Source organism: Spirosoma aerophilum (assembly GCF_054782495.1).
In genome coordinates this window covers 35,328-56,137 of sequence record NZ_BAAGSJ010000005.1, presented here as the reverse complement: position 1 = coordinate 56,137, position 20,810 = coordinate 35,328, and the positions used below count along the sequence as shown (strand labels likewise).

The following is a 20,810-nucleotide window of genomic DNA, read 5'->3' as shown; positions in this document are numbered from 1 at the left end:
CACAGAGATTTCTTCGTGTGTTCCGTGACAACTCCGTTATCTCTGTGTTTATACTTTATGAAACCCAACTTCGACCTCAACGTTGTTTTAGCGCATATTGACGAAGCCATTCGGCCGTATCCGAAGGCGGCTATGTTCGATTTGTTTGAACGGGGGTATAATACCCTGTTCGAGCAACTGATTTCCTGCATCATCTCCATACGGACGCTCGACGAAACGACCATCCCGGTATCCCTGCGGCTGTTTGAACGAGCCCGTACTCCCGAACAGCTCCTGGCTCTTGATGTGCCCACCTTAACCGAATTGCTGTACGGTACCACCTATCCCGATCAGAAAGCCTACACCATGCTGGGTATTGCCGAACGGATCGTTCATGAGTTCAATGGTGAGTTACCGGCCAACTATGAGACGCTGACGTCGCTGAAAGGTGTTGGGCCGAAGTGTGCCAACCTGGCGCTGGGTGTGGCAACGGGTCAGGCGGCCATCAGTGTGGATGTGCATGTGCACCGGGTGGTTAACCGCTGGGGATACGTGCATACCAAACAACCCGAACAAACGCTGAAAGTGCTGGAAACGCAGGTGCCTCAAGAACAGTGGGTAAACATCAATCGCCTGCTGATGCCGTTTGGCAAACACATCTGTACGGGCACTTTGCCGCGTTGTTCAACCTGCCCGGTGCTAGCCTGGTGCGATCAGGTAGGCGTGGAGCGGCACCGCTGAGTTTGAGGAGTGATTCAATAGTCAGCAATGGCCTACCGCTAGCTAGCCGTCATAGCCTGTTTCAGGCTGGTCAGCGTTCCTTTGCAGGATTTGTCAATTTGCCGGTATAGCTCCGCCTGCTGTTTCGCGGCTTGCTCGGCCAGTGTTTTGTCGGCACTGCTTCCCGCCGACCGGCTGATCTCGCTGGCTGTGCTGCTTATGGTTTGAACGGGTAAAGCAAGGCCATTGGTTTCCGTGATCAGGTCGGTGATGGTGGCCCGGTAGCGGCCAAATTTGGTTTCGATGGTAAGTGTATAGCGCACGATCTGTTTGTTGATCGTATAGCCCGATTTAATGAAGAGAATATTATTCTGCTGGTCGAACTGCTGTTCGGTAGAGGCTTCCTTGGCGAAATACTGACTTGACCACGACCGTGCCTGCTCCATTAGCTGACGGGCGGGCCGTTTGGCGTCCGGTACTTTAACAAGTTCCTGATACTGAACCTGCCCGACTTCATTGGCCGGTAGGCGAACCTGTGCCAGCGCGTTGATAGATAGGAATAAAGAGAAGAATAGAACGTATTTCATGTTGAATTAAACGTGTACTACGCGTGCCCAACCAGCGGCATCGCCCGCAAATCAACACGAAGATAAAGTTTTTTAGTCGGTAAGTCAGTAAGCGGCTACGCCTAAGTTGGTAAGTTGGTAAGTAGCTGGCGCGAGAGCAATGTACATGCGCCAGCTACTTACCGACTTACCAACTTAGGCGTAGCCGCTTACTGACTAATCCTTCAAGCCAGTGCGTCTTCCAAAGCTTCTTTCGCCTTATCGACGGTTTCTCTGACCGAATTCCCAACGGACTTCGATGACTTTTTGGCTGAGCTAAGCGCTTTGCTCGCTTTATAGCGGTATACCGCCCGGTCGACCGGGCTGCTTTGCCGGTAAGCCAGGTACAATCCGGCGACGACGCCCGCTACCAGACCCACGCCAACGGCAATGTTCATCAACGTATCTTTCTGATCGTCCGACTCATCTTTCGGCATCATGTCTTTCCGGGCATTGGCTGCAATAACGGGGTCGGGCAGCACGTGGGCCATCGCCACCCGGGCTTTATTCATCCAGCCCGCGACTACATGGTCCTTACCTTTCATCAGGGCATCATACCCCTCTTTGGCTACGTCGGCGGGGTTCGCCGTTTTGGATGGATCGGCCCCTTTGATGTGAGCGGCTCCCGCTTTATTGAAGAAGTCAGTGTTTGTCGCGCCCGGCATCAGTACCGTGACGGTGATGTTGGTATCGATCAGTTCGTTTCGGATGGCCTCAGAGAATGATTTGATGAAGGCTTTGGTGGCTCCATAAACCGCCATCATCGGATTGGGTACCACCGAAACTTCAGAGCCCAGCATCAGAATCTTTCCCTCATTGCGGCTCACCATATCTTTCAGATACAACTTTGAGAGATGCATCAGCGACACGGCGTTGATCTGAACAATGTCTAATTCTTTTTGCAGGCTGGTTTCGGTGGCAAACTTGCCGTATTCGCCCATGCCGGCATCATTGACCAGAATATTCACCGTAATACCCTGCTGCTTTGTTTGTTCGTAAATGGCGTCGGCCGCTTTGGGGTCGGCCAGATCCTGGGTGATGAAGGTCGCTTTGATGCCGAATTGCTGTTCGTATTCACTGGCAATCTGTTGGAGGCTATCGCCCGAGCGGGCTACCAGAACGAGGTTGTAGCCATCTTTGGCAAATAGGTTGGTCAATTCGCGGCCAATACCGCTGGTAGCTCCTGTGATCAGGACTGTTTTTTCGGTTGTGTTTTCCATTGTTGAGTTTGTTAAAGAATTAGTAAGTCAGTAAGCGGCTAGGCCTAAGTCGGTAAGTCGGTAAGTGGCTAGGCCTAAGTCGGTAAGTCGGTAAGTGGCTGACGCATGTACATTGCTCTCGCGTCAGCTACTTACTGTCTTACCGACTTAGGTGTGGCCGCTTACCGACTCATTGACCATCCGGTCTTGTCAGTAGGCCTACGACCGTGCCAAAAAGCCCGATGGCAAGGAAGGTGTTGCGGGCGCGTTTATTCTTCGAAAAGCCCAGCAGCCAGGGGGACGCTAAAGAAAATGCACTGACGGCGGCATCGGCCGCCAGGTGCGCGTTGAAGGGTATGACTTTCCAGACACCCCACTCATAGCGGGTTAATAGGCTGGACGCCAGGACGCCACCGCTGATGATTCGGGCCAGTCGGGTAGCGGTTGGCTCATTCTCGAAACCTACTAAAGAGGGGGCCGCAGCAACCAGAGGGATGTATCCATAGTCGGCAATGCCGTGTTGTTTACGCGAAATGGGTTGTTCCATCGTCTTGTTGAGTTAGTTGACCGGAGAAAAGCAGTCAGGATGTAAACTACCCCACCCCAACCCCAACCCCTCCCCTTGAACTAAGGGGAGGGGCTAAAAAAGTGACCAGCTTGAGCCCCTCCCCTTAGTTCAAGGGGAGGGGTTGGGGTTGGGGTGGGGTAGTTTTACCTAATCAGGGCTTTAACACAACTTTGGTACAATCGTCCTGTTTCTTCTTGAACATATCGTACGCTTTTGAGGCATCGGCCAGCGGAAGCGTGTGTGAGATGATGTCGTCGAGGACAACTTTACCCTGCACGACCAAATCCAGCAGATGGCTCATGTTCTTGTGAACGAACGATTGTCCGAAGCGAACCGTAATGCCTTTGTCGAACATGCGGCCAATGGAGATATTGTCGAAAGGTGTGCCATAGACGCCAACCACCGAGACGATACCGCCCCGCCGAACCGCCTGAAAACACAGTTCGAGTATTTTGGGCGTTCCTTTCTCGAAGTTGATCACGGCCTTTGCTTTTTCCAGTATCGTCCGGTCGGCTTCCATCCCCACCGCATCGACACAGAGGTCAGCACCACGTCCGTTGGTCATCTGCCGAATGGTTTCGATGACGTCGACTTCATCGGGATTGATGGTTTCTACGTTGTTGACGCGCCGGGCTTTTTCCAGGCGGTAGTTGAGCGGGTCGATGGCAATCACGCGGGCCGCTCCCTGAATCCAGGCCGATTTCTGCGCCATCAATCCCACCGGTCCCGATCCGAAAATAGCGACCGTTTCACCGCCTTTTAACTCACCCCATTCAATAGCGCTCCAGCCCGTTGGAAAAATGTCGGTCAGGAAGAGTACCTGCTCATCTTTGAGCGACTCGGGCACGGTATGCAGGCCATAATCGGCGTAAGGAACCCGCACAAATTCGGCTTGTCCACCATTGTAGCCGCCGTACAGATCAGTATAGCCGAACAGGCCGCCCCCTTTCTCGGTGAGCAGACCGCCATCGGGGCCGTAATGTTCGGGGTTGGAGTTTTCGCAGTGCATTTGCAGATTCTTCTGGCAGAAATAGCACTTGCCGCAGGCTACCGTGAAGGGAACGACCACGCGGTCGCCTTTTTTCAGGTTGGTTACCTCAGAGCCGACATCTTCCACAATGCCCATGAACTCGTGGCCGAGGACTTCGTTTTTTAGTTGGGGAATGAACCCGTCGTAGATGTGCAGGTCGGAACCGCAGATCGCCGTGGACGTCACCCGGATGATGGCATCCCGCGCTTGTTCGATGCGGGGATCGTCGACAGTATCGACCTGAATGTCGCCAATTTTGTGGAATACGGCTGCTTTCATGAGAACATGTTGAGTAAGTAAGGACCCCGCTGCGCGGTTTCGTCTAATAACTAAAGTCTATAGATTTGGTTTGGTAAAATTGCCAGGCGGGGCCTTGTAGGGTAACGGTTTAGTGGGTTATTCATTGGGTTAACACCGGCAGCGACTGACTTGAAAAACAACCGTTTAATAAAGCGCCCATACACATTACCTGAATCCTATTATTATTGTTTAGTGATAGGTTAAGTAGGATAAAGTCATGCTAAACAGCCCATCTTTAACCATAGGCATGGGTTATGGTTGGCTGATTACGCTCCGTGTTGTTTCGCCCTTATTGGCCAAAGGGCTGATTTCGCTGAGGCCGAACGGTTGTCAGGCTCTGTACAATTCGATAACACGTCGGTATTAGCGGACTGAACAGGCTGACGTGTTTCTTCTAAACTCAACGCTTTTCTATGAATCCTTTTCTACGTTTCGCTCCTTCAGGCCTGCTCAAGGGAAATGGCTTGACCACAGTCAACTATACTGATTTTGCCTGTCGTTGGGGGTTGGTGATTTTGTTTCTGACCGGACTCTGCACCGGGAGCCGTGGACAATGTTTTACCACAACGACTCTTACCTTTCCCGCTGAAAGCACGGTTCGTTCGGTAGCCACAGGTGACTTCAATAACGATGGTAACATAGACTTGGTGACAGCTGTTAGCAGTACGTCAAATTCGTCGGGTTATGTGTCCGTCCAATTGGGAGACGGGCATGGCGGATTTGGTGCATCGGTAAAATTTACCAACTTTTTTAGGCCGAATTGGGTGATAACAGGCGACGTGAACGGCGATAGAAATGAGGACTTGCTCATCTCTTATTTTCCGGTTGGCGGCATCCGTGTGTTGCTGGGTAATGGCCACGGCGGATTCGCGGACGCCCCCGACATTCCTCTGGGTGATAATATACTTTCGGCTGCGCTGGCCGATTTTAACAGCGATGGTTTTGATGATTTGGTCTACGCCCGTGGGTTTGCTCCCAGAAATACGAATACAGCTTTCCTGCTGCTCAACAACGGGCACGGGGGATTTGACCCATCGATCAACTTAATCGCCGGGGAAATTCCCTACTCAATAGCGGTGGCTGATTTCAATAGCGACGGGCGGGCCGACATCGCGACGGCAAATATGGGTTCAAGCGGTATCTCGGTGCTACTTGGTAATGGCAGTGGCGGATTTGCTTCCTCAATAAACCTGGAGATTGCCCCCGGAACGATCACGGCCGGAGATTTTACAAACGATGGCCGGGCTGACCTGCTTATATCGCATTATGGGTCGCCCATTGTTTCGGTACTGCCAGGTAATGGAACAGGGGGTTTTGGCACGCCCTTTACTTTCACACTCGGAGAAGGGATTTCTTCGGTGGCTATAGCTGATGTCAATGGCGATAAGCGGAGTGACCTGATCACCATCAACACGACTTCAAACACCGTCTCCATACTGCTTGGCGGGACCAACACCTATTATGCCGATCAGGATGGAGACAGTTTCGGCGATCCGGGGAACTCGATTTCGGCCTGCCTGCCAAGCCCGCCAGCAGGTTACGTACTGAATAAGTCAGACTGTGACGACCATAACGCGGCCAACGTCCCAACCACAATTACTGCCCAGCCGGTTAGTCTGCTCGTTGAGGAGAAGCAAACGGCTACCTTTAGCGTTAATGCCACGGGCTATAACCTAACTTACCAGTGGTATTTTCAGGGGAGTGTGCCCGGTAAAGAACTTAAAAAGGAAACCTCTCCCACGCTGACGATCAAGCACGTCAAGGAAGGGAATGGTAATTCCAATGATGCCGGTACCTACTATGTGCGGGTAACGGGAGGCTGTGGCAGCGTACTCTCCAAAGGCGCGATATTGACGATATCGAGTAAAAAAGGGCGTATGGGTGCTGAAGAACCGGTTTCTGCTTTTCAGGTTCGGGTACTGCGTAACCCGGTGGCGGAGTCTGTCGAGGTTAAGGTGACGGGCGCCGAAAACCAGCCGCTTCAGCTATCATTGACGGATGTGAGAGGGCGAATAATAGGCCAGAAGCAAACAGAGACAGCGGCCGCTAGCGAGCCGTATCGGTTCGATGTATCGAGTCAGCCAGCGGGCATACTACTCCTGCGGGTCAGTAGCCAGGGGCAGTCCCAAACCGTTCGGGTGCTGAAAGCAAACTAGCGGGTTTTCTAGCCGTATGCCCCTACCTGTGGTCAGTGTGCCGGATGAGAACACCTTCTATTTCACGGCCTGCTTCTCGCGTGTCCAGACAATAAAGTCGGTGATGGGAGCCTCCTTCAGCATAGGCCGGATGAGTTGTACGATCTGCCCCCGGTGGTAAGCCGCATGGTGGCTCATGTGCGTGAGTATGTCGAGGAGCGAACTTTTATATGGAATGCCGTTTGAGTTGTTGTACTCAACGAATTCAGTTATATCAGGCTCCTGAAGGGAGGATACATGCCCAACCACTTGCCGGTGCTGGCGTTCGGCGGTTTCGATCATCCAACTCACGGGAATGTCTTCCCAGATGGTGATGAACGTTGTGGTGTGCATAATCCGACCGAACCAGATGTGCTGAGCCGATAAAATATGCCCCATTACGGCCACCGCACGGGAGGGTGGGTTCGTCAGCGAATCGAGCGATTCGATAACGCGCTGGTTGGCCCAGAGTTCGTAATCCAGTAACTGAATCAGATGATCTTTCATGGCAGTCCTCGTTTCGTTGCCTGATACAATGCCTCGACAATGTTGGTGCGGGTATTCAGATTACCAAGTTTAGGGTTATTTCGGGTAGGATACACACGGTTGCACAAAAATATGTACGTCAGGTTATACGCCGGATCGGGCTCAACCCAAACGAAGGTACCTGTATACCCCGAATGTCCGTAGCTGGCTTTGGTTGCCGACTTGGGTGCGTTGCCCGTGTAGGTGAACGAAGGCTTGTCGAAGCCCAGACCGCGCCGGTTGCCCAGCTCCGGAAACTGGTAGCGGGTAAACTCCGCCATCGTCTTTTCCGAAATAAACCGCTGTCCGCCGTAGCTGCCTTTCTGCCGGTACATTTCATAGACTTTCATCAGGTCGTTGGCATTGCCAAACAAGCCCGCGTGCCCCGACAGTCCGTTGAGCATGGCCGCGCCTTCGTCGTGAACACGCCCCCAGATGAGCGTTTTGCGAAACAGCGAATCATACTCGGTGGGGACAATGCGTGTGAGCGGATAGAACCGGCGGGGCAAAAAGGTAAGCGTGCTGGCTCCCAGTGGCTTATAGAAGGTTTCCTTGAGGTAGTCTTCAAAGTTTTCGCCCGTTAGCCGCTTCACGATCTGGGGGTACAGGATGAACGACAGATCGGAGTAAATGTATTCTTTTTTGGCGTTCAGCGGAGAGTCTCTGATTTGTTCGAAAATGGTCTTTGGGTAGTTTTTGAACTCAAACAGGCTGTCGGTCACTTCAATCGGATACCGGTTGGAGCGTTCTTTCTGAAAGGTTTTGGGCTTCCACGAACCGTCGGGGTTCTTAGTGTCCATCCAGAACGGAATCCACGCTTTTAATCGGGCCTGGTGGGTGAGCACGTCGCGCCAGAGCAGATCCGCTTTGTTCGATTTCTTGAAACCGGGCAGGTAATCGGCCATCTTGCCGTCGAGGTTAAACTTCCCATCGTCCACCAGGTGCATGAGGGCAGGGGTGGAGGTGCTTACCTTCGTGACCGATGCCATGTCATACAGGTCGTCGAGTTGCACGGGCAGCGGTTCGGCGCCCAGCGAGGCATCGTAGGTGTGCTTGCCATAGGCTTTCCGGAAGATCACTTTCCCATCTTTCGCCATCTGAACCACGCAGCCTGGAAACGCCCCCTGGCTGATGCCCACGTTCACGAGCGAGTCGACCTGCTGAGTCAGGTATTTACTGCTGATGCCCACCTCTTCGGGAATGGTGTATTTGAGTCGACCGATGGGTTTGATGGTCAGGCCGTCGCCCAGCCGGAACCGCTGATTGACCGTAACGGGCAGCCTTCCCGAAGCGCCGATGGCACCGAAGATCAACTGCGCCGACAGTTCCTCGGTGTAGTTCGTGAGCTGATACGGCATAACAATGGCGCGGGCCTGTTCAATGTTCCGGTTCGGTTGAATCGTATCATTCGGGAACGTGAGCCTGTCGAGTGCGTACACGTTGCCAAAGACCGTTACAACCGCTTTGCCGGTCTCTACGAGTTCACTGACGATGCCCGCCGTTTTAGCCTGCAACCCGTATTTAACAGCGGGCCGGATGTTGTTCAGGTGTACATCGACCAGAATGAGGTTGTAGTTCTTCAGCGAATCGCGAATAGCTGCCCAGGTCGAATCGGCGGTTTTTGAGGTTACGTGGAAATGGTCAACCTGAGTATAGTTGCTCGCCATTTGCTGGAACGCCGTGACCTTGTCGCTTTCGATGGCAACGGAGGCAATTCGCAGCGTGTCGAGCCGTTGCAGCGGCAATAGGCCCTTTTCATTTTTGAGAACCGTCAGGCTGCTTTCGGTCAGTTTTCGGTTCAGTAACTCGTCCTGTATGGGATTCAGGTCGCTGACCAGATTCGCCATGTCGATGGGTTTATACTGGTCCAGTCCTGCCCATGCTTTGGCTTGCAGCACTTTCAGGCAGCGGGCGTCGATAGAGGATTGCGGAATGCGGCCATCGGCAATGGCCTGCTTGATCTGGGCCAGGGCCGCGGGGACATCTTCCGTAAATTCGAGCACATCCATACCCGCTTCCAGCCCCAGCTCATCAGCTCGTCCCGACGGGAAAAACTTGGTCACGCCTTTCATATTCATGGCGTCCGAAAAAATCAGACCCTTGAATCCCAGTTCGTCTTTGAGCAGATTGGTAACAATAGCGGGAGAGAGCGTCGATGGGCGGTTGCGGGTGGTATCGAGAGCCGGAATGCTCAAGTGGGCAATCATCACCCCCGTAGCACCGGCCTTGATCAGCTCCCGAAACGGATACAGTTCGAGTGAATCGAGTTGCGAACGGCTTTTGGCAATCAGCGGCAGGTCGTAATGCGAGTCGGTACCGGTATCGCCATGGCCCGGAAAGTGTTTCAGGCTGGTTAATAGTTGGTTGTCCTGCATGCCGCGCATGTAGGCAAGGGCTTTGCGCGCTACGGCGTATTTGTCTTCGCCAAACGAGCGGAAATTAATGACAGGGTTATTGGGGTTGTTGTTGACATCGACCGATGGCGCAAAGTTGACGTGCATACCCAGTCGGCGTGCCTGCCGGGCCAGATTAGCGCCCATCTGGTAAATAAGCGAGTCGGAACCGGCTCCCTGCATGGCACCAAGGGTCATCTGGTATGGGTAACGGACGGTGCTGTCGAGCCGCATGGCAATGCCCCACTCGGCGTCCATCGCAATGAGCAGCGGAACGGGCGAGTTGGCCTGCAATCGATTGGTGAGGTTGGCCTGCCGAACGGGCCCACCCTGGAACATGACCACCCCGCCGAGTTTGTTGGTTCGCACCAGCGTAATCAGCGAATCTTCATAGCCCGGTCGGCGGTTCGAGTAGCCCGCTACCATAATGAGCTGGGCAATACGGTCTTCGGGTCTCATGTTCGTAAACACCGAATCGGCCCAGCAGGCCTGACGCGCATTGAGTTTGAGAAAAGTGGGTGATTGGGATTGGGCGAAAGCTGTTTGTAAGGACAGAAGAACGCTAATGAAACCAACTAAAACTGACCGGCAGAAGGGCATGAGAACGTGAATTGGGTCGTGATCCCTCAAAAATACAAAAAAGTGTCCTCGCTAGCTCATTAAATAAGCATAGCGAGGACACTTAGACTTTGTGCCTTTGTGGTTAATCCCTTTTTGGATCAATGGTAAACTATTTCCGGTACCGGCTGCGGTATTCGGGACCTACGCCGAAGCCGTAGCCGAGCGTCAGGGTAATGGTTGAGTTGTTGATATTCTGGCCATCATTCAGGGTAATGTCGCTCAGGCCGTATCGGTAGCGGGCATCGATCAGAAACCGCTGACGTTCGCCCAAGCCTTTGAAGTTGAGCTGGAAACCGGCTATTAAGCCTAAATCCATAGCGCGGTAGGCATTGCTGTTATCGACGTCTACCTGATTAACACCGTTTGTGATTCGATCGGTTTGCTTGGCGTTCAGCTTAAAGCCTAATGATGGACCAAAGAATACGTTTGGCCGGAAGTTGCCGTTCAGCGTCAGGAAATAGCGTAGGGCAAGGGGAATTTCCAGGTAATTGATACGCTGCTTGAAGGAATTTACCTGTGCGCTGTTGGGCTGCGAATACTTAGCTCCCATTTGTGAGTAAAGAATATCGCCCGAAATACCGAAATGATTCAGCGAACTGTACATCAGAAAGGCACCCGCTGTTACACCCGGCCGTAACGTATAGTCCCGGGCGTCCATACCAAATGTGGATAAATTCAAGCCAACCCGCGGGCCGGCGCTAAACCGCTGCTGGGCTAAACTGGCTGACAGACAGCCGGTAAGAAGTAAAAATGATAGAAATGAGATACGTAGTGAATTTGCGCGAAACATAGAGAAATCAATAAGTTGATATGTCCGCTTAACGTCCTACGTTTTGTAATTGTTTTATTTTGGGGGAATAATATCGAGCATCCGGCCCAAAAGAAATCCGGCTCAGTCGAAACGAATCGCCATATTGTCCGTCTGTTGTGGGCTGCGTTGCATTGCCAAAGCCGTCGTACTGAGTGCCGTACGGGTTACGGTTGGCGTTGGCTTCTGTATGGATTTCGTGGGTTGTTTGGGGGCAAAAAAGATGAAATAAATAGCCATCGCCAGCATGAACAGGATCGCTGCCGTGGTCGTCGCAATCCAGAGGGGCCAGAGCCGTTTCTGATTGGCCGACGCATGAATACGTTCGTGTAAGGCAGCGCGTAAATCGTCCAGTTGCTCGCTGGTGGGGTGAGTGGCGGTTTGCTGCATGGCCTCCAGACCGGCCAGCGCATCGGCATAGAAGGGGTTTTCCAGCAAAAGACGCTCAACACGATGCCGCGCTGGTCCCGTTAGCTGGCCCGACTGGTAGGCCCGTAAATCGTCAAAAGTCAATTGGTCTATCATGGTTACAGCGCAGGCATTGACCTGCTGTCAACTAAAGCATAGATTGTTATAAATGAGCTACCCCATACTACGGTGGTCTCTACGCCTTGCCCATACAAATTTTCAATTTTCGTCGGCCATTTTGCAAATAACTTTTCACCTGTTTCAGGTCATAGCCCGTTAGCTCGGCTACTTCGGTGTATGTCTTTTTCTCCAGGTAAAAGAGCGTCAGGCAGGTTTTCTGCTCGTGGGGCAAGGTTTGCAGGCAGGCCTCCATCGTACTTAGGTCGTCTTCCAGGTCCGACATGTCGCTCTCTTCGTCCGGAAGGTGCATAATGGGTTCATCGTCCAGGTCAACGCCCGTGCCGGTTACCAGCGTGGTTTTCGGGTGTGACTGACTTTTACGAAGCTGCATCAGGCAGTAATTCCGGGCCACACTATGGAGCCAGGGACCAAACTGCTGCACCTCGTGCTTCTTCAGGTCGGTCACCAGCTGTTCAAACAAATTCATGACGGCATCTTTAGCCTCGTCTTCGTCGCGCAGGTAATTGAAGCAAACGGCATAGACAAGGTCCATGTGCTGCTCATAGAGTTCGCCCAACACGGCTAAATCGCCGGTAGCGCGGTAGGTCGCAATGTAGTCGGCCGGATCATGGCGCGATCGGTCGGTTGTGGCCCTGGGCTTACGAAACAGTTTTAGAAACATAAACAAACAGACTGCTTATGCATAACGATGCAGGAACAGGCTGAATTCCATATTTCTTTTTTTTTCGGCCAATCAAAAAAAGCAGACGCTGACAAAACCACGGGATCGGCAGGTCATACTCTAAATAACCTATTAAAACTATAACCTAAAGGGTCTTTAAGCCGTTACCATCGGATACAAACTCAACGAACGTATGAAACGATTCATGTTTGGTATGCTGGGTATGGTGCTAAGCCTAAGCGCGGTTGCCCAGAGCAACCAGTCGCCTACGATGCAGCAGTCCACCTCAACGACCGATACGCGAAAGGCTAATCCCGCCCGGCCTAAGATGAAGATCAGTCGGCAGGAGCGGATGAAAATGGAATCCGGTCTGGATACAACCTTGCCTAAAAACCGGAAGCAACGCCGGTTGCCGCCCGATTCCCTCCGCCGGGGTGGTGCCACCAAAGTGGATAGTGTTCGGTAATTAAATTCAACAAAACGTTATGATAAAAGTACTGCTCGGTGTGCTGCTCACAACCTCGGTTCTGGCGCAGACAACCCCCCAAACCGCAAAAACAGGTTCACCTAAATCGACAACAGCCAGCGCTACGAAGCCCAAAGCGACGTCGGCAGCCATGGCGCGATCGAACAAACCCATTCCGCCACCATCCCGGAAAGATAATCTGGAGAGTAAGGACAACGCCATTCCATCATACAAAATGGAAAAAGATGCGGGTAAGCACAAAATACAAAACCGCTACACCCCCCGTCGAACGGAATCAGGTGCCCGTAAGGATACTATGATTGACCGCAAAAAAAGTCAGTAGCAGTGGCGTAATGTAACCGTGTCGTACCAACCCTTGATACGACACGATTACACCGCTCCACTACTTTTTCTTCTCACGCTCAGCCTTTCGTTTGGCACGTTTCGCTTTACGCTCGGCTTTTTTCTCCGCCCGTTTTTCTTTTCGTTCGGCCTTTCGTTCTGCGCGCTTTTCCTTGAAGTCCTCCTTAAATGTTTTGAGGGCGTCGGTCAGGGTGACGTTGTTGTCGAATTCGCCTTTAAATGCTTCAATATAGGCGTTGCGCAACACGCCGAAGATGGTTGGCCAGGTGAAGGTTTCAATGTTGTCGATCGTACCGCTGAGTGGTACGCGGGTGGCTACCTGATCATGCTTCTGATTCTTAAGGACAGCGGTGCCGGCCTGGGCCAGTAACTCCGTGAAAAAACGACCCACCGAACGATTTTCATGCTCATTGAGCTTAAAAATCTGCATGCCCTTGGTGAGGGGCTTAAGATAGCCGTTAAGCTTGCTGTCAAGCATGGCCATCTCGCTGTATACACTCACCGTACCCCGCTCGAAATCCAGGTTGGCATACTCTTTGGCCAATGGGTTTAGCTTAACCAGCTGCAGGTCGCTGAACCGCAGTTTATAGTCGAAATCCGGCACAACCTTTAACAGATTCATGTTGGCCGAGAAGGTCATTGTGCCGCCATATCCCGGTACATCGCCCGAAGCCACAACAGGAGAGGGGAGCTTATTATTCTTATCCTCCACGTTCCGGATATTGCGGATTTCGCCCTGAAACTTCTGAATGGATAAGTCGGCGCGGGGTTTCGTGATCAGACTGGCCAAATTGACTTTACCATTGACAACGGCGAAGCGGTTGATACTGATGGGCAGCAGCTTTTTCAAGTAAGCGGTCCAGTCAACATCGGCGCCGGTCTGGCTGCTGGCCTCGCTTTCGCTGAAGGCAAAGTTGATTTCGGGCTCGTAGCACTCGACCTCACTGACCAATTTCCCTTTAAAGAGCGACTTCCACTCAACCGAAAGATCCGTTTTGGGAATGTATAAAAAGGGCTCTTTTACCTTACCGTTGACTTTTCGAATGCGAAGCCCATCGAGTTGGTAAGCTCCGCGAATAAGTTGAATCTCAATGTCTTCAACATGTCCTGTGTAGCCACCGCCCATGTCGGCCAGCGTCTTGTTCACATACCGCAGCACGAAATAGGGTAACAACAAACGGGCGATGATCAATAAAACGACAAACGCAATGAAAATTTTAGTGGCTCGTTTCAAAACGTTGAGTTGATTGTTTGTTATTTAACCCGTTCTGGGGTCAAATGGTTAGTAAGCGGCTGCGCCTAAGTTGGTAAGTGGCTGCGCCTAAGTTGGTAAGTCGGTAAGTCGGTAAGTGGCTGACGCGCGAGTGTTGCTTTCGCGTCAGCCACTTACCGACTTACCGACTTACCGACTTAGGCGCAGCCGCTTACTGACTTACTAACTCACCGACCGTTCGGCGAAAACTTGCGGCCGTCGAGGGTGGTGTATTTGAAGTCAGACGAACCCTCAAAGCGAGTATTGTCGAAGTTTGTACCGCGTGGCAGGTGTGTGTACTTAAAGTCGGCGTTGCTGGTAAAGCGGGCCTGGCTGAAATCAACCCGTTCGTCAAATTTTGTGTATTTGAAGTCGGCGTACCGCTCAAAAGCTACTTTCCTGAACGACGATGCCTCATCGAATTTTGTGTACTTGAAGTCGGCATAGTCGTGGAAGGTCGAGCCGCTGAAATCGGCGTCGTTCCTGAACTTACTGTACTTGAACAGGGCGTTGTTCCTGAAGGTATTGTCCGCAAAAATGGCCCGCTGATTAAAATGGGAATACTTGAAGGCGGCATCGTCACTGAACGTGCATCCCTCAAAGGTCACCGCTTCGGTGAAATCGGTATTATACACCGTATTGCTCACTTTCAGAAGCCGCCCATCTTTATCCTCGGTACGATACGCCAGTACCTTACCGGTGAAGGTGCAGTTTTTAAACGTCAGCGGCACGTCGACTACACTAAGAAATTGCTCGGAATTGCCCCCAAACATACCGTCCCGTACTTCTTTTCGATTTGCCAAACTCGTCAGGTCGAGGTCGCCGGTGATGGTGGCGTTTTGGTAGGAAATGGACTCTTTACGATTGATCCGGTCGATGATCTGGTTAGCATCAACGGTCTTTTGAGCCAGTGTCGGGGCGATAGCAGCACAGGCCACCAGAAAAGTAAGGAAGAGAGTTTTCATCTTTCGTCAGAAATTAGAGTGTCTTTTCCTGAAAGATGCAAACCAGGGGGGGGAGGTTGCACGGCGCCGTCAGTTGGTAAGCGGCTACGCCTAAGTCGGTAAGTCGGTAAGTCGGTAAGTCGGTAAGTCGGTAAGTCGGTAAGTGGCTACGCCTAAGTCGGTAAGTCAGTAAGTGGCTAACCGCACCGGCGGACCGGCACGAGTGTTGCTTTCGCGTCAGCCACTTACTGACTTGGGCGTAGCCGCTTACCGACTTAGGCGTAGCCACTTACCGACCAAAAAACTCAATCCATCCACATCACTTTATCATACGCCACTTCGTAGTCCATTTCTTCGAGGGGCGTCAGACCGGCGAAGTGGCCCGTCTCGTCGGTTTGGACAGCATTCCAAAGGCCGGATGCGTCGCGTAATAGCAGCCGGTAGCCGTATAAGGGGTGGAGCGTATCGCCATCTGTCCGATGGTCCCAGCCCGTTTGCAATTCAATGGCAAAGGCGATTCGGTCCATTACCTCATTCATTTGACCCGCCAGACTGTCGGCACCATCCAATTCTTCAATCCACAGCACCAGCCCATCGGTACCCCAGTCAAAATGGAGTTCGGTAGGGGTGAGGGTAATTATCGATGCATTCATAGTATGTTGATTTAGGCACTCATACTCCAGGCAGAAGCGACCAGGGGTTCGGTGGCCTGTTCGTCGCGCCATTTGCGAAGCCAGAATCGGTATTTCTTCCGGCCGTAGTCGATAAAGCCCGGAATCGATGTGGCATCGACGGCAAACAACCGATACGGGCTTTGTTTCATGATGCCGATGAAAACGAACCGAAAATGCTTTGTCGTACCCCATTCGCGCCCATCGGCGTGACGCAGGCTGTCGATGTAAAAAGCGGCCTGTCGGTCATAATCATAGGTGTAGCACGATTCCAGAAACTGGGCCTGCGTTCGAGCGGAGGTCGTTTTCAGGTCGATCACCATCGCGTTCCGACGCTTGGGGCTGGTATACACCATATCCAGCCGGGCTTTGCAGGGCACGCCGGTGGTGGGTTCGGTCGACAGCACAATGCGCTCCCGCTCCGATAGCCGCAGATACCGCCGACAGAAACCATCCTGTCGAATCGTCTGCATCAGCGTTTGCAATTGCTTCGTTTGCGCCGGGGCCAGAGCATCAGTGCTGAGCGGAGATCCTAGCATATCGGGCAGAAACTGCGACAGAACCGTGCCCACCGTTTCGGGTTCGAGCAAATGCTGGTGAAAGGCCCGGCCAAAAGCTTTCGTCTTTTCGGGAATAAACCGCGCCGAAGGCACCGACCAGTAGCCAAGGTGCTCTTCTTTCAGGCGGGTTAGATCGGAGTTCGATATACGGGGCAGTGCCCGGTAATCGTCGCCGGGGGTGTAAATGGGTTGGGGTGAAGAGGTCAGCCGTTGAGAGATCATAGCAAAGGAGTGAAGTGAAACAGAAAGATGCCGGTGGCCCGCATTATCCGGCCGCCAACAGTTCCGGCTCATCGGCTAGGTTAACAAAGGGGTTGTAGTAATTCATGGCCGTTTTGATGTTGGCAATGTCGGTCAGGGTTTCCTGACGGAATACTTTAACCTCCTGGGCAAACTGTTTCAGCTCCTTCGTTGTCTCGACATCGGCCATTTTATAAGTGAAGTTAGCGATGTAATAGACCCCCTTAGGCTGAATTTTATTGTTCTCTTTCTTCTCGGCAACGGCGGTGATCACCACATCGGCCAGCGTCAGGTCGTCGTAATAGAGTGGTTCGATCAATCGAAAAATATTATCGACGGAATAGCCATGAAACAGCACCGCCGACACGCAGTTTTTCTCATCGATGAAGAAAATCTCCGCCCAGTTCTTGGTGCCCATGTTCAGGATATTATCCGTAAAGATTCGCCAGGCAATTGGCTGGAAAGTAAGGGTACGGCCTAGCTTTTCGTTGCCGTTGATGTTGAACACACCTTCCTTGGCATCGAACCGATATTGGCGGGGATGGCCTTCCAGATATTTATACTTATTCACGACTTCGCCCGTCAACTCATTTACCTTTTGATAGGGTTTAAGTGGGCTACCGCTTTGAATTGTCGAAAGTTGGCTTTTGTTTTGTGTGTTCATTAGTATTTGTTGTTTACTGTTCAAGCAGGGGGCCCATTTTGAGGTCCCTTTTGCCTTTTTAAGGTGTTGTGTTTACTGATTTAAAGTTACACAAAACTGTGTAAAAAACAAGCCCTTTCTATAAGTATTTTAGGCCATTTTAAGCGCCGGTTTCGGGCCGATGGAAAGGTTGCTGCATTTGTCGAGAAAGTTCCCTGAAGGCCCCTTAAAATCAATTTAGTTCCCTGTTTGCTGCGGAACGACGGAACTTTAGAAACTAGAAAACCCGTTTTCCATCCAGTCGATCTGTGCAACCTGTGTTCCCGCCCGTTTTTACACAAATAAATGTAAATTATGACCATCCATCTCCGCCTTCAGCAGCTCATTGACGCGCTCGATATCAGTGTACTTGAATTTGCCCGTCAACTGGGTGAACACCGGGGCGAGAAAGTTTATCATATTTTACACGGCCGATTGAAACCCCGCTACGACACGCTCGAAAAAATACTGACGGCCTTCCCACAGGTAAACGGCGACTGGTTGCTGCGGGGCGAAGGGTTGATGTTCAAAGTGCTCAACTCCCCATCGGCAGCCATCACCACCGAGGAGCGTCTGCGCAACATGGAGTTTCTGCTGTTTCAACTCAACGAGCGCATGGCCCTGCTTCAGCAAACCAACGATCAGTTACTGGAGCGGCTACGCCTAAGTCAGTAAGTCAGTAAGTCAGTAAGTGGCTACGCCTAAGTCAGTAAGTGGCTGGCGCATAAACAAAACACTCGTGCGCCAGCCACTTATCGACTTACCGACTTAGGCGTAGCCACTTACTGACTTACTGACTTAGGCGTAGCCACTTACCGACTCACAAAAAACAACCCACCCTCCTTCCGGGTTATAGGGTAAAATAACACTGAACGCTATGGCAACTACATCACCATTCGACCCGGATAAAGTAGATCCTGAATTCTATTCAAAAGACCCTAACCAACACGGCGATTCTGACTTTGGTCGGGAGTCGGAGGGCGTGGGTACCAATCAGCTTGGTGCTACGTCGGGTATGGATATGGATACCGATAACAGAAACATAACCCACAATACACGCGAAGGCAGCACGGGTGAAGGTCGCGTTGGTGATCCCAAAGGAGAAAGTTTGGGTGGAAATCAGGAGTGGGACGTTGACGCCGATGCCATTGCTGACGCGCCAAAAGGTCACATGATGAGCGATGAAGCCGCTAAGAAATTAAGTGAAATAGCGGAAAATCCGTCCGACGATGCCCTCCTCCACCGAGCCGATGCTACGTATCTGGAGGAAGGCGACAAACCCGGCGAAGGGTACGATCCTCACCACGTTGGCTATACGGATACCGACAAAAAAGACGGATCAGGCAACGATACGAAATAAGATTGTTGGAACTCTTACGATAAAAAAAGCGACCGGAAATATAATTTCGGTCGCTTTTTTTATCCTACTGCCTGTCTCTCCGGCCGTTATCTTAATGAATCTTTCGTAAACTTGTCGTCTAATTGTTAGCCAACTACTACCTGTTTCGCTACTATTTTGCTTATAGAAACCCGTGCCTATGCCCGGGCGGGGCTACTCGGCAACCCGTCTGATGGCTTTTTTGGCAAAACCATCGCCATTTCCGTCCGTAATTTTGGGACGTCTGTTACCCTTTATCCTTCTCCTGAGCTGCACATCGAAGCCCAGCCACAGGACACCAATGTATTCCGAAGCTTGTATCACCTGCGCGACTCCGTTAGCACACTCGGCTATCATGGGGGTGTTCCGTTGTTGAAGGCTGCCGTCAAGAAATTTGCCGAATATTGCGAGGCTGAACACATCCGCCTTCCCAATCAGAATTTTTCGATTCGGTATAATACGTCCATCCCTCGCCAGGTAGGTTTGTCGGGTTCCAGTGCCATTATTGTGGCCACCTTCCGGGCGCTTATGCAATTTTATAATGTCGAGATTCCGCAGCCCATACTACCCAACCTGGTGCTGGCTACCGAAGTCGAAGAACTGGGCATTACGGCGGGGCTGCAGGACCGCGTTATCCAGTGTTACGAAGGCTGTGTGTACATGGATTTCGAGCGCGAAACGATGGAGCGCCAGGGGTATGGGCAGTATGAACCGCTCGACTCGCGTTTGCTGCCCAAGTTATACATCGCCTACAACACCGATCTGGGTAAACAGTCCGGGCGTGTACACAACGACGTTCGGACGCGGTGGCTCAAAGGCGAACCCATCGTTGTGGAGACCATGAGCGCCATTGCCGATGTTGCCCGCGAAGGGCGGGAGGCCGTGCTTCGGCAGGATACCAAATCACTGAACGAACTGGTAAACCGCAACTTCGACTTACGCTCCCAGATCTATACCATCACCGACCGCAACCTCAGCCTGATCGAAAAAGCCCGTTCCTGTGGTGCCTCGGCTTCCTTTACGGGATCGGGCGGCTCCATCATCGGCCTGTATCGAGACGATGCCATGCTGAACCGGCTCTTTGTTGAATTGAAAAAAATTAATGCCCGCGTTATAAAGCCATATGTAGTGTAAACATGGTGAAAGAGCGAAAGAATGAAAGAGCGAAAAGCTATAATGAGCCATTTCCACTCTTTCACTCTCTCACTCTTTCGCTCTTTCATTTATGATAAAGAAAGCCGTTATCCCCGCTGCCGGACTTGGAACCCGGTTTCTGCCCGCCACCAAGGCCCAGCCGAAAGAAATGCTCCCAATTATTGACCGCCCCACGATTCAGTATGTCGTGCAGGAAGCTGTCGATTCGGGTATTGAAGATATTCTGATTATTACGGGGAAAGGCAAGCGGGCTATTGAGGATCACTTCGACCGTAACTTCGAACTCGAAATGAGACTCGAAGAAAAAGAAGACCAGTTACTGCTCGACGAGATGCGTCGGTTGTCGGACATGGCCAACCTGCACTACGTTCGTCAGCGTGAATTGAACGGGCTGGGCGACGCCATCCGCTATGCCCGGCATCACGTTGGTAATGAGCCCTTTGCTGTGTTGCTGGGCGATACCATTATGGATTCGGTGATTCCGGTGACCCAACAGTTGATCGACACCTTTGAGCAGTTTGGCGGGTCGGTCATTGCCGTGGAAGAAGTGCCGCATGATAAAGTAAACCGGTATGGTATTGTGGGGGGGAAGTCGCTGAGTGAGAGCATCTTTGAGCTTGATACGCTCGTTGAAAAACCATCTGTCAGTGAAGCTCCGTCGAACCTCGCCATTGCGGGTCGGTACATTCTGACACCCGAAATTTTCGCCATGCTGGAGCAAACGCCGGTTGGCAAGAACAACGAAATTCAATTGACCGATGCCCTGTTGTTGTTACTGAAGCGTGAGAATCTATACGCCCACCGCATCGAAGGCAAGCGCCACGACATCGGCAACAAGCTCGATTTCCTGAAAACAACCGTCGAGTTCGCCCTCAAGCGCCCCGAATTCGCCGACAAGTTTCGTGCGTTCCTCGAAGAGATTGTGAAGAAGTAAGTAAAAAGGCCCCGCTCTTCGCGGGGCCTTTTT

General features: G+C 51.9%; 22 protein-coding genes. 8 read left to right on the top strand and 14 right to left on the bottom strand.

From position 1 onward, the window contains the following. Positions 1-57: 57 nt before the first annotated feature. Positions 58-720, top strand: coding sequence for an endonuclease III domain-containing protein (locus ACYVK4_RS06660; RefSeq protein ID WP_461126713.1), 663 nt, complete (start codon positions 58-60; stop codon positions 718-720). Positions 721-758: 38 nt separating this feature from the next. Here ACYVK4_RS06660 and ACYVK4_RS06655 read toward each other — a convergent pair whose 3' ends face one another. The 4 genes from ACYVK4_RS06655 to ACYVK4_RS06640 all read right to left on the bottom strand — a co-directional run bounded on the left by ACYVK4_RS06655 (position 759) and on the right by ACYVK4_RS06640 (position 4,380). After that, positions 759-1,286: a hypothetical protein gene (locus ACYVK4_RS06655; protein ID WP_461126712.1), complete on the bottom strand. Its 528-nt coding sequence runs from the start codon at positions 1,284-1,286 to the stop codon at positions 759-761. 203 nt (positions 1,287-1,489) lie between these two features. Next, positions 1,490-2,524 carry an SDR family NAD(P)-dependent oxidoreductase gene (locus ACYVK4_RS06650; RefSeq protein WP_461126711.1) on the bottom strand — a complete coding sequence of 345 codons (1,035 nt, stop codon included), beginning with the start codon at positions 2,522-2,524 and terminating at the stop codon, positions 1,490-1,492. 169 nt (positions 2,525-2,693) lie between these two features. After that, positions 2,694-3,050 carry an SPW repeat domain-containing protein gene (locus ACYVK4_RS06645; protein WP_461126710.1) on the bottom strand — a complete coding sequence of 119 codons (357 nt, stop codon included), beginning with the start codon at positions 3,048-3,050 and terminating at the stop codon, positions 2,694-2,696. A 172-nt stretch (positions 3,051-3,222) separates the two neighbouring features. Then, positions 3,223-4,380, bottom strand: a complete 1,158-nt coding sequence (locus ACYVK4_RS06640) for a zinc-dependent alcohol dehydrogenase (protein ID WP_461126709.1) — start codon at positions 4,378-4,380, stop codon at positions 3,223-3,225. 434 nt (positions 4,381-4,814) lie between these two features. Between ACYVK4_RS06640 and ACYVK4_RS06635 the strand changes: the two genes are divergently transcribed. Next, positions 4,815-6,557 (top strand): FG-GAP-like repeat-containing protein, encoded by a 1,743-nt coding sequence (locus ACYVK4_RS06635; protein ID WP_461126708.1) that lies wholly within the window; start codon positions 4,815-4,817, stop codon positions 6,555-6,557. A gap of 57 nt (positions 6,558-6,614) precedes the next feature. On the opposite strand, the gene ACYVK4_RS06630 is transcribed toward ACYVK4_RS06635, so the two are convergent. The 5 genes from ACYVK4_RS06630 to ACYVK4_RS06610 all read right to left on the bottom strand — a co-directional run bounded on the left by ACYVK4_RS06630 (position 6,615) and on the right by ACYVK4_RS06610 (position 12,132). Next, positions 6,615-7,082 carry a DinB family protein gene (locus ACYVK4_RS06630; RefSeq protein WP_461126707.1) on the bottom strand — a complete coding sequence of 156 codons (468 nt, stop codon included), beginning with the start codon at positions 7,080-7,082 and terminating at the stop codon, positions 6,615-6,617. Beyond that, positions 7,079-10,093, bottom strand: a complete 3,015-nt coding sequence (locus ACYVK4_RS06625) for a glycoside hydrolase family 3 N-terminal domain-containing protein (RefSeq protein ID WP_461126706.1) — start codon at positions 10,091-10,093, stop codon at positions 7,079-7,081. The genes ACYVK4_RS06630 and ACYVK4_RS06625 overlap by 4 nt, the downstream gene beginning before the upstream one ends. A gap of 130 nt (positions 10,094-10,223) precedes the next feature. Beyond that, positions 10,224-10,904: a porin family protein gene (locus ACYVK4_RS06620; protein ID WP_461126705.1), complete on the bottom strand. Its 681-nt coding sequence runs from the start codon at positions 10,902-10,904 to the stop codon at positions 10,224-10,226. Positions 10,905-11,006: 102 nt separating this feature from the next. Next, positions 11,007-11,447, bottom strand: coding sequence for a hypothetical protein (locus tag ACYVK4_RS06615; RefSeq protein WP_461126704.1), 441 nt, complete (start codon positions 11,445-11,447; stop codon positions 11,007-11,009). A gap of 79 nt (positions 11,448-11,526) precedes the next feature. Continuing rightward, positions 11,527-12,132 (bottom strand): RNA polymerase sigma factor, encoded by a 606-nt coding sequence (locus ACYVK4_RS06610; protein WP_461126703.1) that lies wholly within the window; start codon positions 12,130-12,132, stop codon positions 11,527-11,529. A gap of 193 nt (positions 12,133-12,325) precedes the next feature. On the opposite strand from ACYVK4_RS06610, the gene ACYVK4_RS06605 reads away from it, so the two are divergent. Then, the gene (locus ACYVK4_RS06605; protein ID WP_461126702.1) at positions 12,326-12,598 is read left to right on the top strand and encodes a hypothetical protein; all 273 of its coding nucleotides are present in this window, start codon (positions 12,326-12,328) and stop codon (positions 12,596-12,598) included. A gap of 19 nt (positions 12,599-12,617) precedes the next feature. After that, positions 12,618-12,941: a hypothetical protein gene (locus ACYVK4_RS06600; RefSeq protein WP_461126701.1), complete on the top strand. Its 324-nt coding sequence runs from the start codon at positions 12,618-12,620 to the stop codon at positions 12,939-12,941. A gap of 60 nt (positions 12,942-13,001) precedes the next feature. Here ACYVK4_RS06600 and ACYVK4_RS06595 read toward each other — a convergent pair whose 3' ends face one another. From ACYVK4_RS06595 to ACYVK4_RS06575, 5 genes are all read right to left on the bottom strand, one after another. Next, entirely contained in the window at positions 13,002-14,195 is a 1,194-nt protein-coding gene (locus ACYVK4_RS06595) for a DUF748 domain-containing protein (protein ID WP_461126700.1), read from the bottom strand. Between the two features lie 206 nt (positions 14,196-14,401). Next, positions 14,402-15,178, bottom strand: a complete 777-nt coding sequence (locus ACYVK4_RS06590) for a pentapeptide repeat-containing protein (RefSeq protein WP_461126699.1) — start codon at positions 15,176-15,178, stop codon at positions 14,402-14,404. A 284-nt stretch (positions 15,179-15,462) separates the two neighbouring features. After that, positions 15,463-15,810 carry a hypothetical protein gene (locus ACYVK4_RS06585; RefSeq protein WP_461126698.1) on the bottom strand — a complete coding sequence of 116 codons (348 nt, stop codon included), beginning with the start codon at positions 15,808-15,810 and terminating at the stop codon, positions 15,463-15,465. A gap of 11 nt (positions 15,811-15,821) precedes the next feature. Continuing rightward, positions 15,822-16,610 carry a PD-(D/E)XK nuclease-like domain-containing protein gene (locus ACYVK4_RS06580; protein WP_461126697.1) on the bottom strand — a complete coding sequence of 263 codons (789 nt, stop codon included), beginning with the start codon at positions 16,608-16,610 and terminating at the stop codon, positions 15,822-15,824. A gap of 43 nt (positions 16,611-16,653) precedes the next feature. Next, the gene (locus tag ACYVK4_RS06575) at positions 16,654-17,292 is read right to left on the bottom strand and encodes a hypothetical protein (protein ID WP_461126696.1); all 639 of its coding nucleotides are present in this window, start codon (positions 17,290-17,292) and stop codon (positions 16,654-16,656) included. Between the two features lie 333 nt (positions 17,293-17,625). On the opposite strand from ACYVK4_RS06575, the gene ACYVK4_RS06570 reads away from it, so the two are divergent. The 4 genes from ACYVK4_RS06570 to galU all read left to right on the top strand — a co-directional run bounded on the left by ACYVK4_RS06570 (position 17,626) and on the right by galU (position 20,777). After that, on the top strand, positions 17,626-17,985 hold the full coding sequence (locus ACYVK4_RS06570; RefSeq protein WP_461126695.1) for an XRE family transcriptional regulator: 360 nt from the start codon (positions 17,626-17,628) through the stop codon (positions 17,983-17,985). A gap of 202 nt (positions 17,986-18,187) precedes the next feature. Continuing rightward, a complete protein-coding gene (locus tag ACYVK4_RS06565) occupies positions 18,188-18,670 on the top strand; it encodes a hypothetical protein (RefSeq protein WP_461126694.1) in 483 nt (160 codons plus the stop codon). Positions 18,671-18,826: 156 nt separating this feature from the next. After that, entirely contained in the window at positions 18,827-19,822 is a 996-nt protein-coding gene (locus tag ACYVK4_RS06560) for a mevalonate kinase family protein (protein ID WP_461126693.1), read from the top strand. A 91-nt stretch (positions 19,823-19,913) separates the two neighbouring features. Further along, on the top strand, positions 19,914-20,777 hold the full coding sequence (gene galU, locus ACYVK4_RS06555) for a UTP--glucose-1-phosphate uridylyltransferase GalU (protein WP_461126692.1): 864 nt from the start codon (positions 19,914-19,916) through the stop codon (positions 20,775-20,777). Positions 20,778-20,810 lie beyond the last annotated feature (33 nt).

What these genes read in the sequence shown, in the direction of transcription:
- ACYVK4_RS06640 (WP_461126709.1), bottom strand. Translation starts at nt 4,380, where the DNA reads ATGAAAGCAGCCGTATTCCACAAAATTGGCGACATTCAGGTCGATACT.
- ACYVK4_RS06615 (WP_461126704.1), bottom strand. Translation starts at nt 11,447, where the DNA reads ATGATAGACCAATTGACTTTTGACGATTTACGGGCCTACCAGTCGGGC.
- ACYVK4_RS06605 (WP_461126702.1), top strand. Translation starts at nt 12,326, where the DNA reads ATGAAACGATTCATGTTTGGTATGCTGGGTATGGTGCTAAGCCTAAGC.
- ACYVK4_RS06630 (WP_461126707.1), bottom strand. Translation starts at nt 7,082, where the DNA reads ATGAAAGATCATCTGATTCAGTTACTGGATTACGAACTCTGGGCCAAC.
- ACYVK4_RS06625 (WP_461126706.1), bottom strand. Translation starts at nt 10,093, where the DNA reads ATGCCCTTCTGCCGGTCAGTTTTAGTTGGTTTCATTAGCGTTCTTCTG.
- ACYVK4_RS06635 (WP_461126708.1), top strand. Translation starts at nt 4,815, where the DNA reads ATGAATCCTTTTCTACGTTTCGCTCCTTCAGGCCTGCTCAAGGGAAAT.
- ACYVK4_RS06645 (WP_461126710.1), bottom strand. Translation starts at nt 3,050, where the DNA reads ATGGAACAACCCATTTCGCGTAAACAACACGGCATTGCCGACTATGGA.
- ACYVK4_RS06660 (WP_461126713.1), top strand. Translation starts at nt 58, where the DNA reads ATGAAACCCAACTTCGACCTCAACGTTGTTTTAGCGCATATTGACGAA.
- ACYVK4_RS06585 (WP_461126698.1), bottom strand. Translation starts at nt 15,810, where the DNA reads ATGAATGCATCGATAATTACCCTCACCCCTACCGAACTCCATTTTGAC.
- ACYVK4_RS06590 (WP_461126699.1), bottom strand. Translation starts at nt 15,178, where the DNA reads ATGAAAACTCTCTTCCTTACTTTTCTGGTGGCCTGTGCTGCTATCGCC.
- ACYVK4_RS06620 (WP_461126705.1), bottom strand. Translation starts at nt 10,904, where the DNA reads ATGTTTCGCGCAAATTCACTACGTATCTCATTTCTATCATTTTTACTT.
- ACYVK4_RS06575 (WP_461126696.1), bottom strand. Translation starts at nt 17,292, where the DNA reads ATGAACACACAAAACAAAAGCCAACTTTCGACAATTCAAAGCGGTAGC.
- galU (WP_461126692.1), top strand. Translation starts at nt 19,914, where the DNA reads ATGATAAAGAAAGCCGTTATCCCCGCTGCCGGACTTGGAACCCGGTTT.
- ACYVK4_RS06600 (WP_461126701.1), top strand. Translation starts at nt 12,618, where the DNA reads ATGATAAAAGTACTGCTCGGTGTGCTGCTCACAACCTCGGTTCTGGCG.
- ACYVK4_RS06565 (WP_461126694.1), top strand. Translation starts at nt 18,188, where the DNA reads ATGGCAACTACATCACCATTCGACCCGGATAAAGTAGATCCTGAATTC.
- ACYVK4_RS06580 (WP_461126697.1), bottom strand. Translation starts at nt 16,610, where the DNA reads ATGATCTCTCAACGGCTGACCTCTTCACCCCAACCCATTTACACCCCC.
- ACYVK4_RS06610 (WP_461126703.1), bottom strand. Translation starts at nt 12,132, where the DNA reads ATGTTTCTAAAACTGTTTCGTAAGCCCAGGGCCACAACCGACCGATCG.
- ACYVK4_RS06650 (WP_461126711.1), bottom strand. Translation starts at nt 2,524, where the DNA reads ATGGAAAACACAACCGAAAAAACAGTCCTGATCACAGGAGCTACCAGC.
- ACYVK4_RS06570 (WP_461126695.1), top strand. Translation starts at nt 17,626, where the DNA reads ATGACCATCCATCTCCGCCTTCAGCAGCTCATTGACGCGCTCGATATC.
- ACYVK4_RS06655 (WP_461126712.1), bottom strand. Translation starts at nt 1,286, where the DNA reads ATGAAATACGTTCTATTCTTCTCTTTATTCCTATCTATCAACGCGCTG.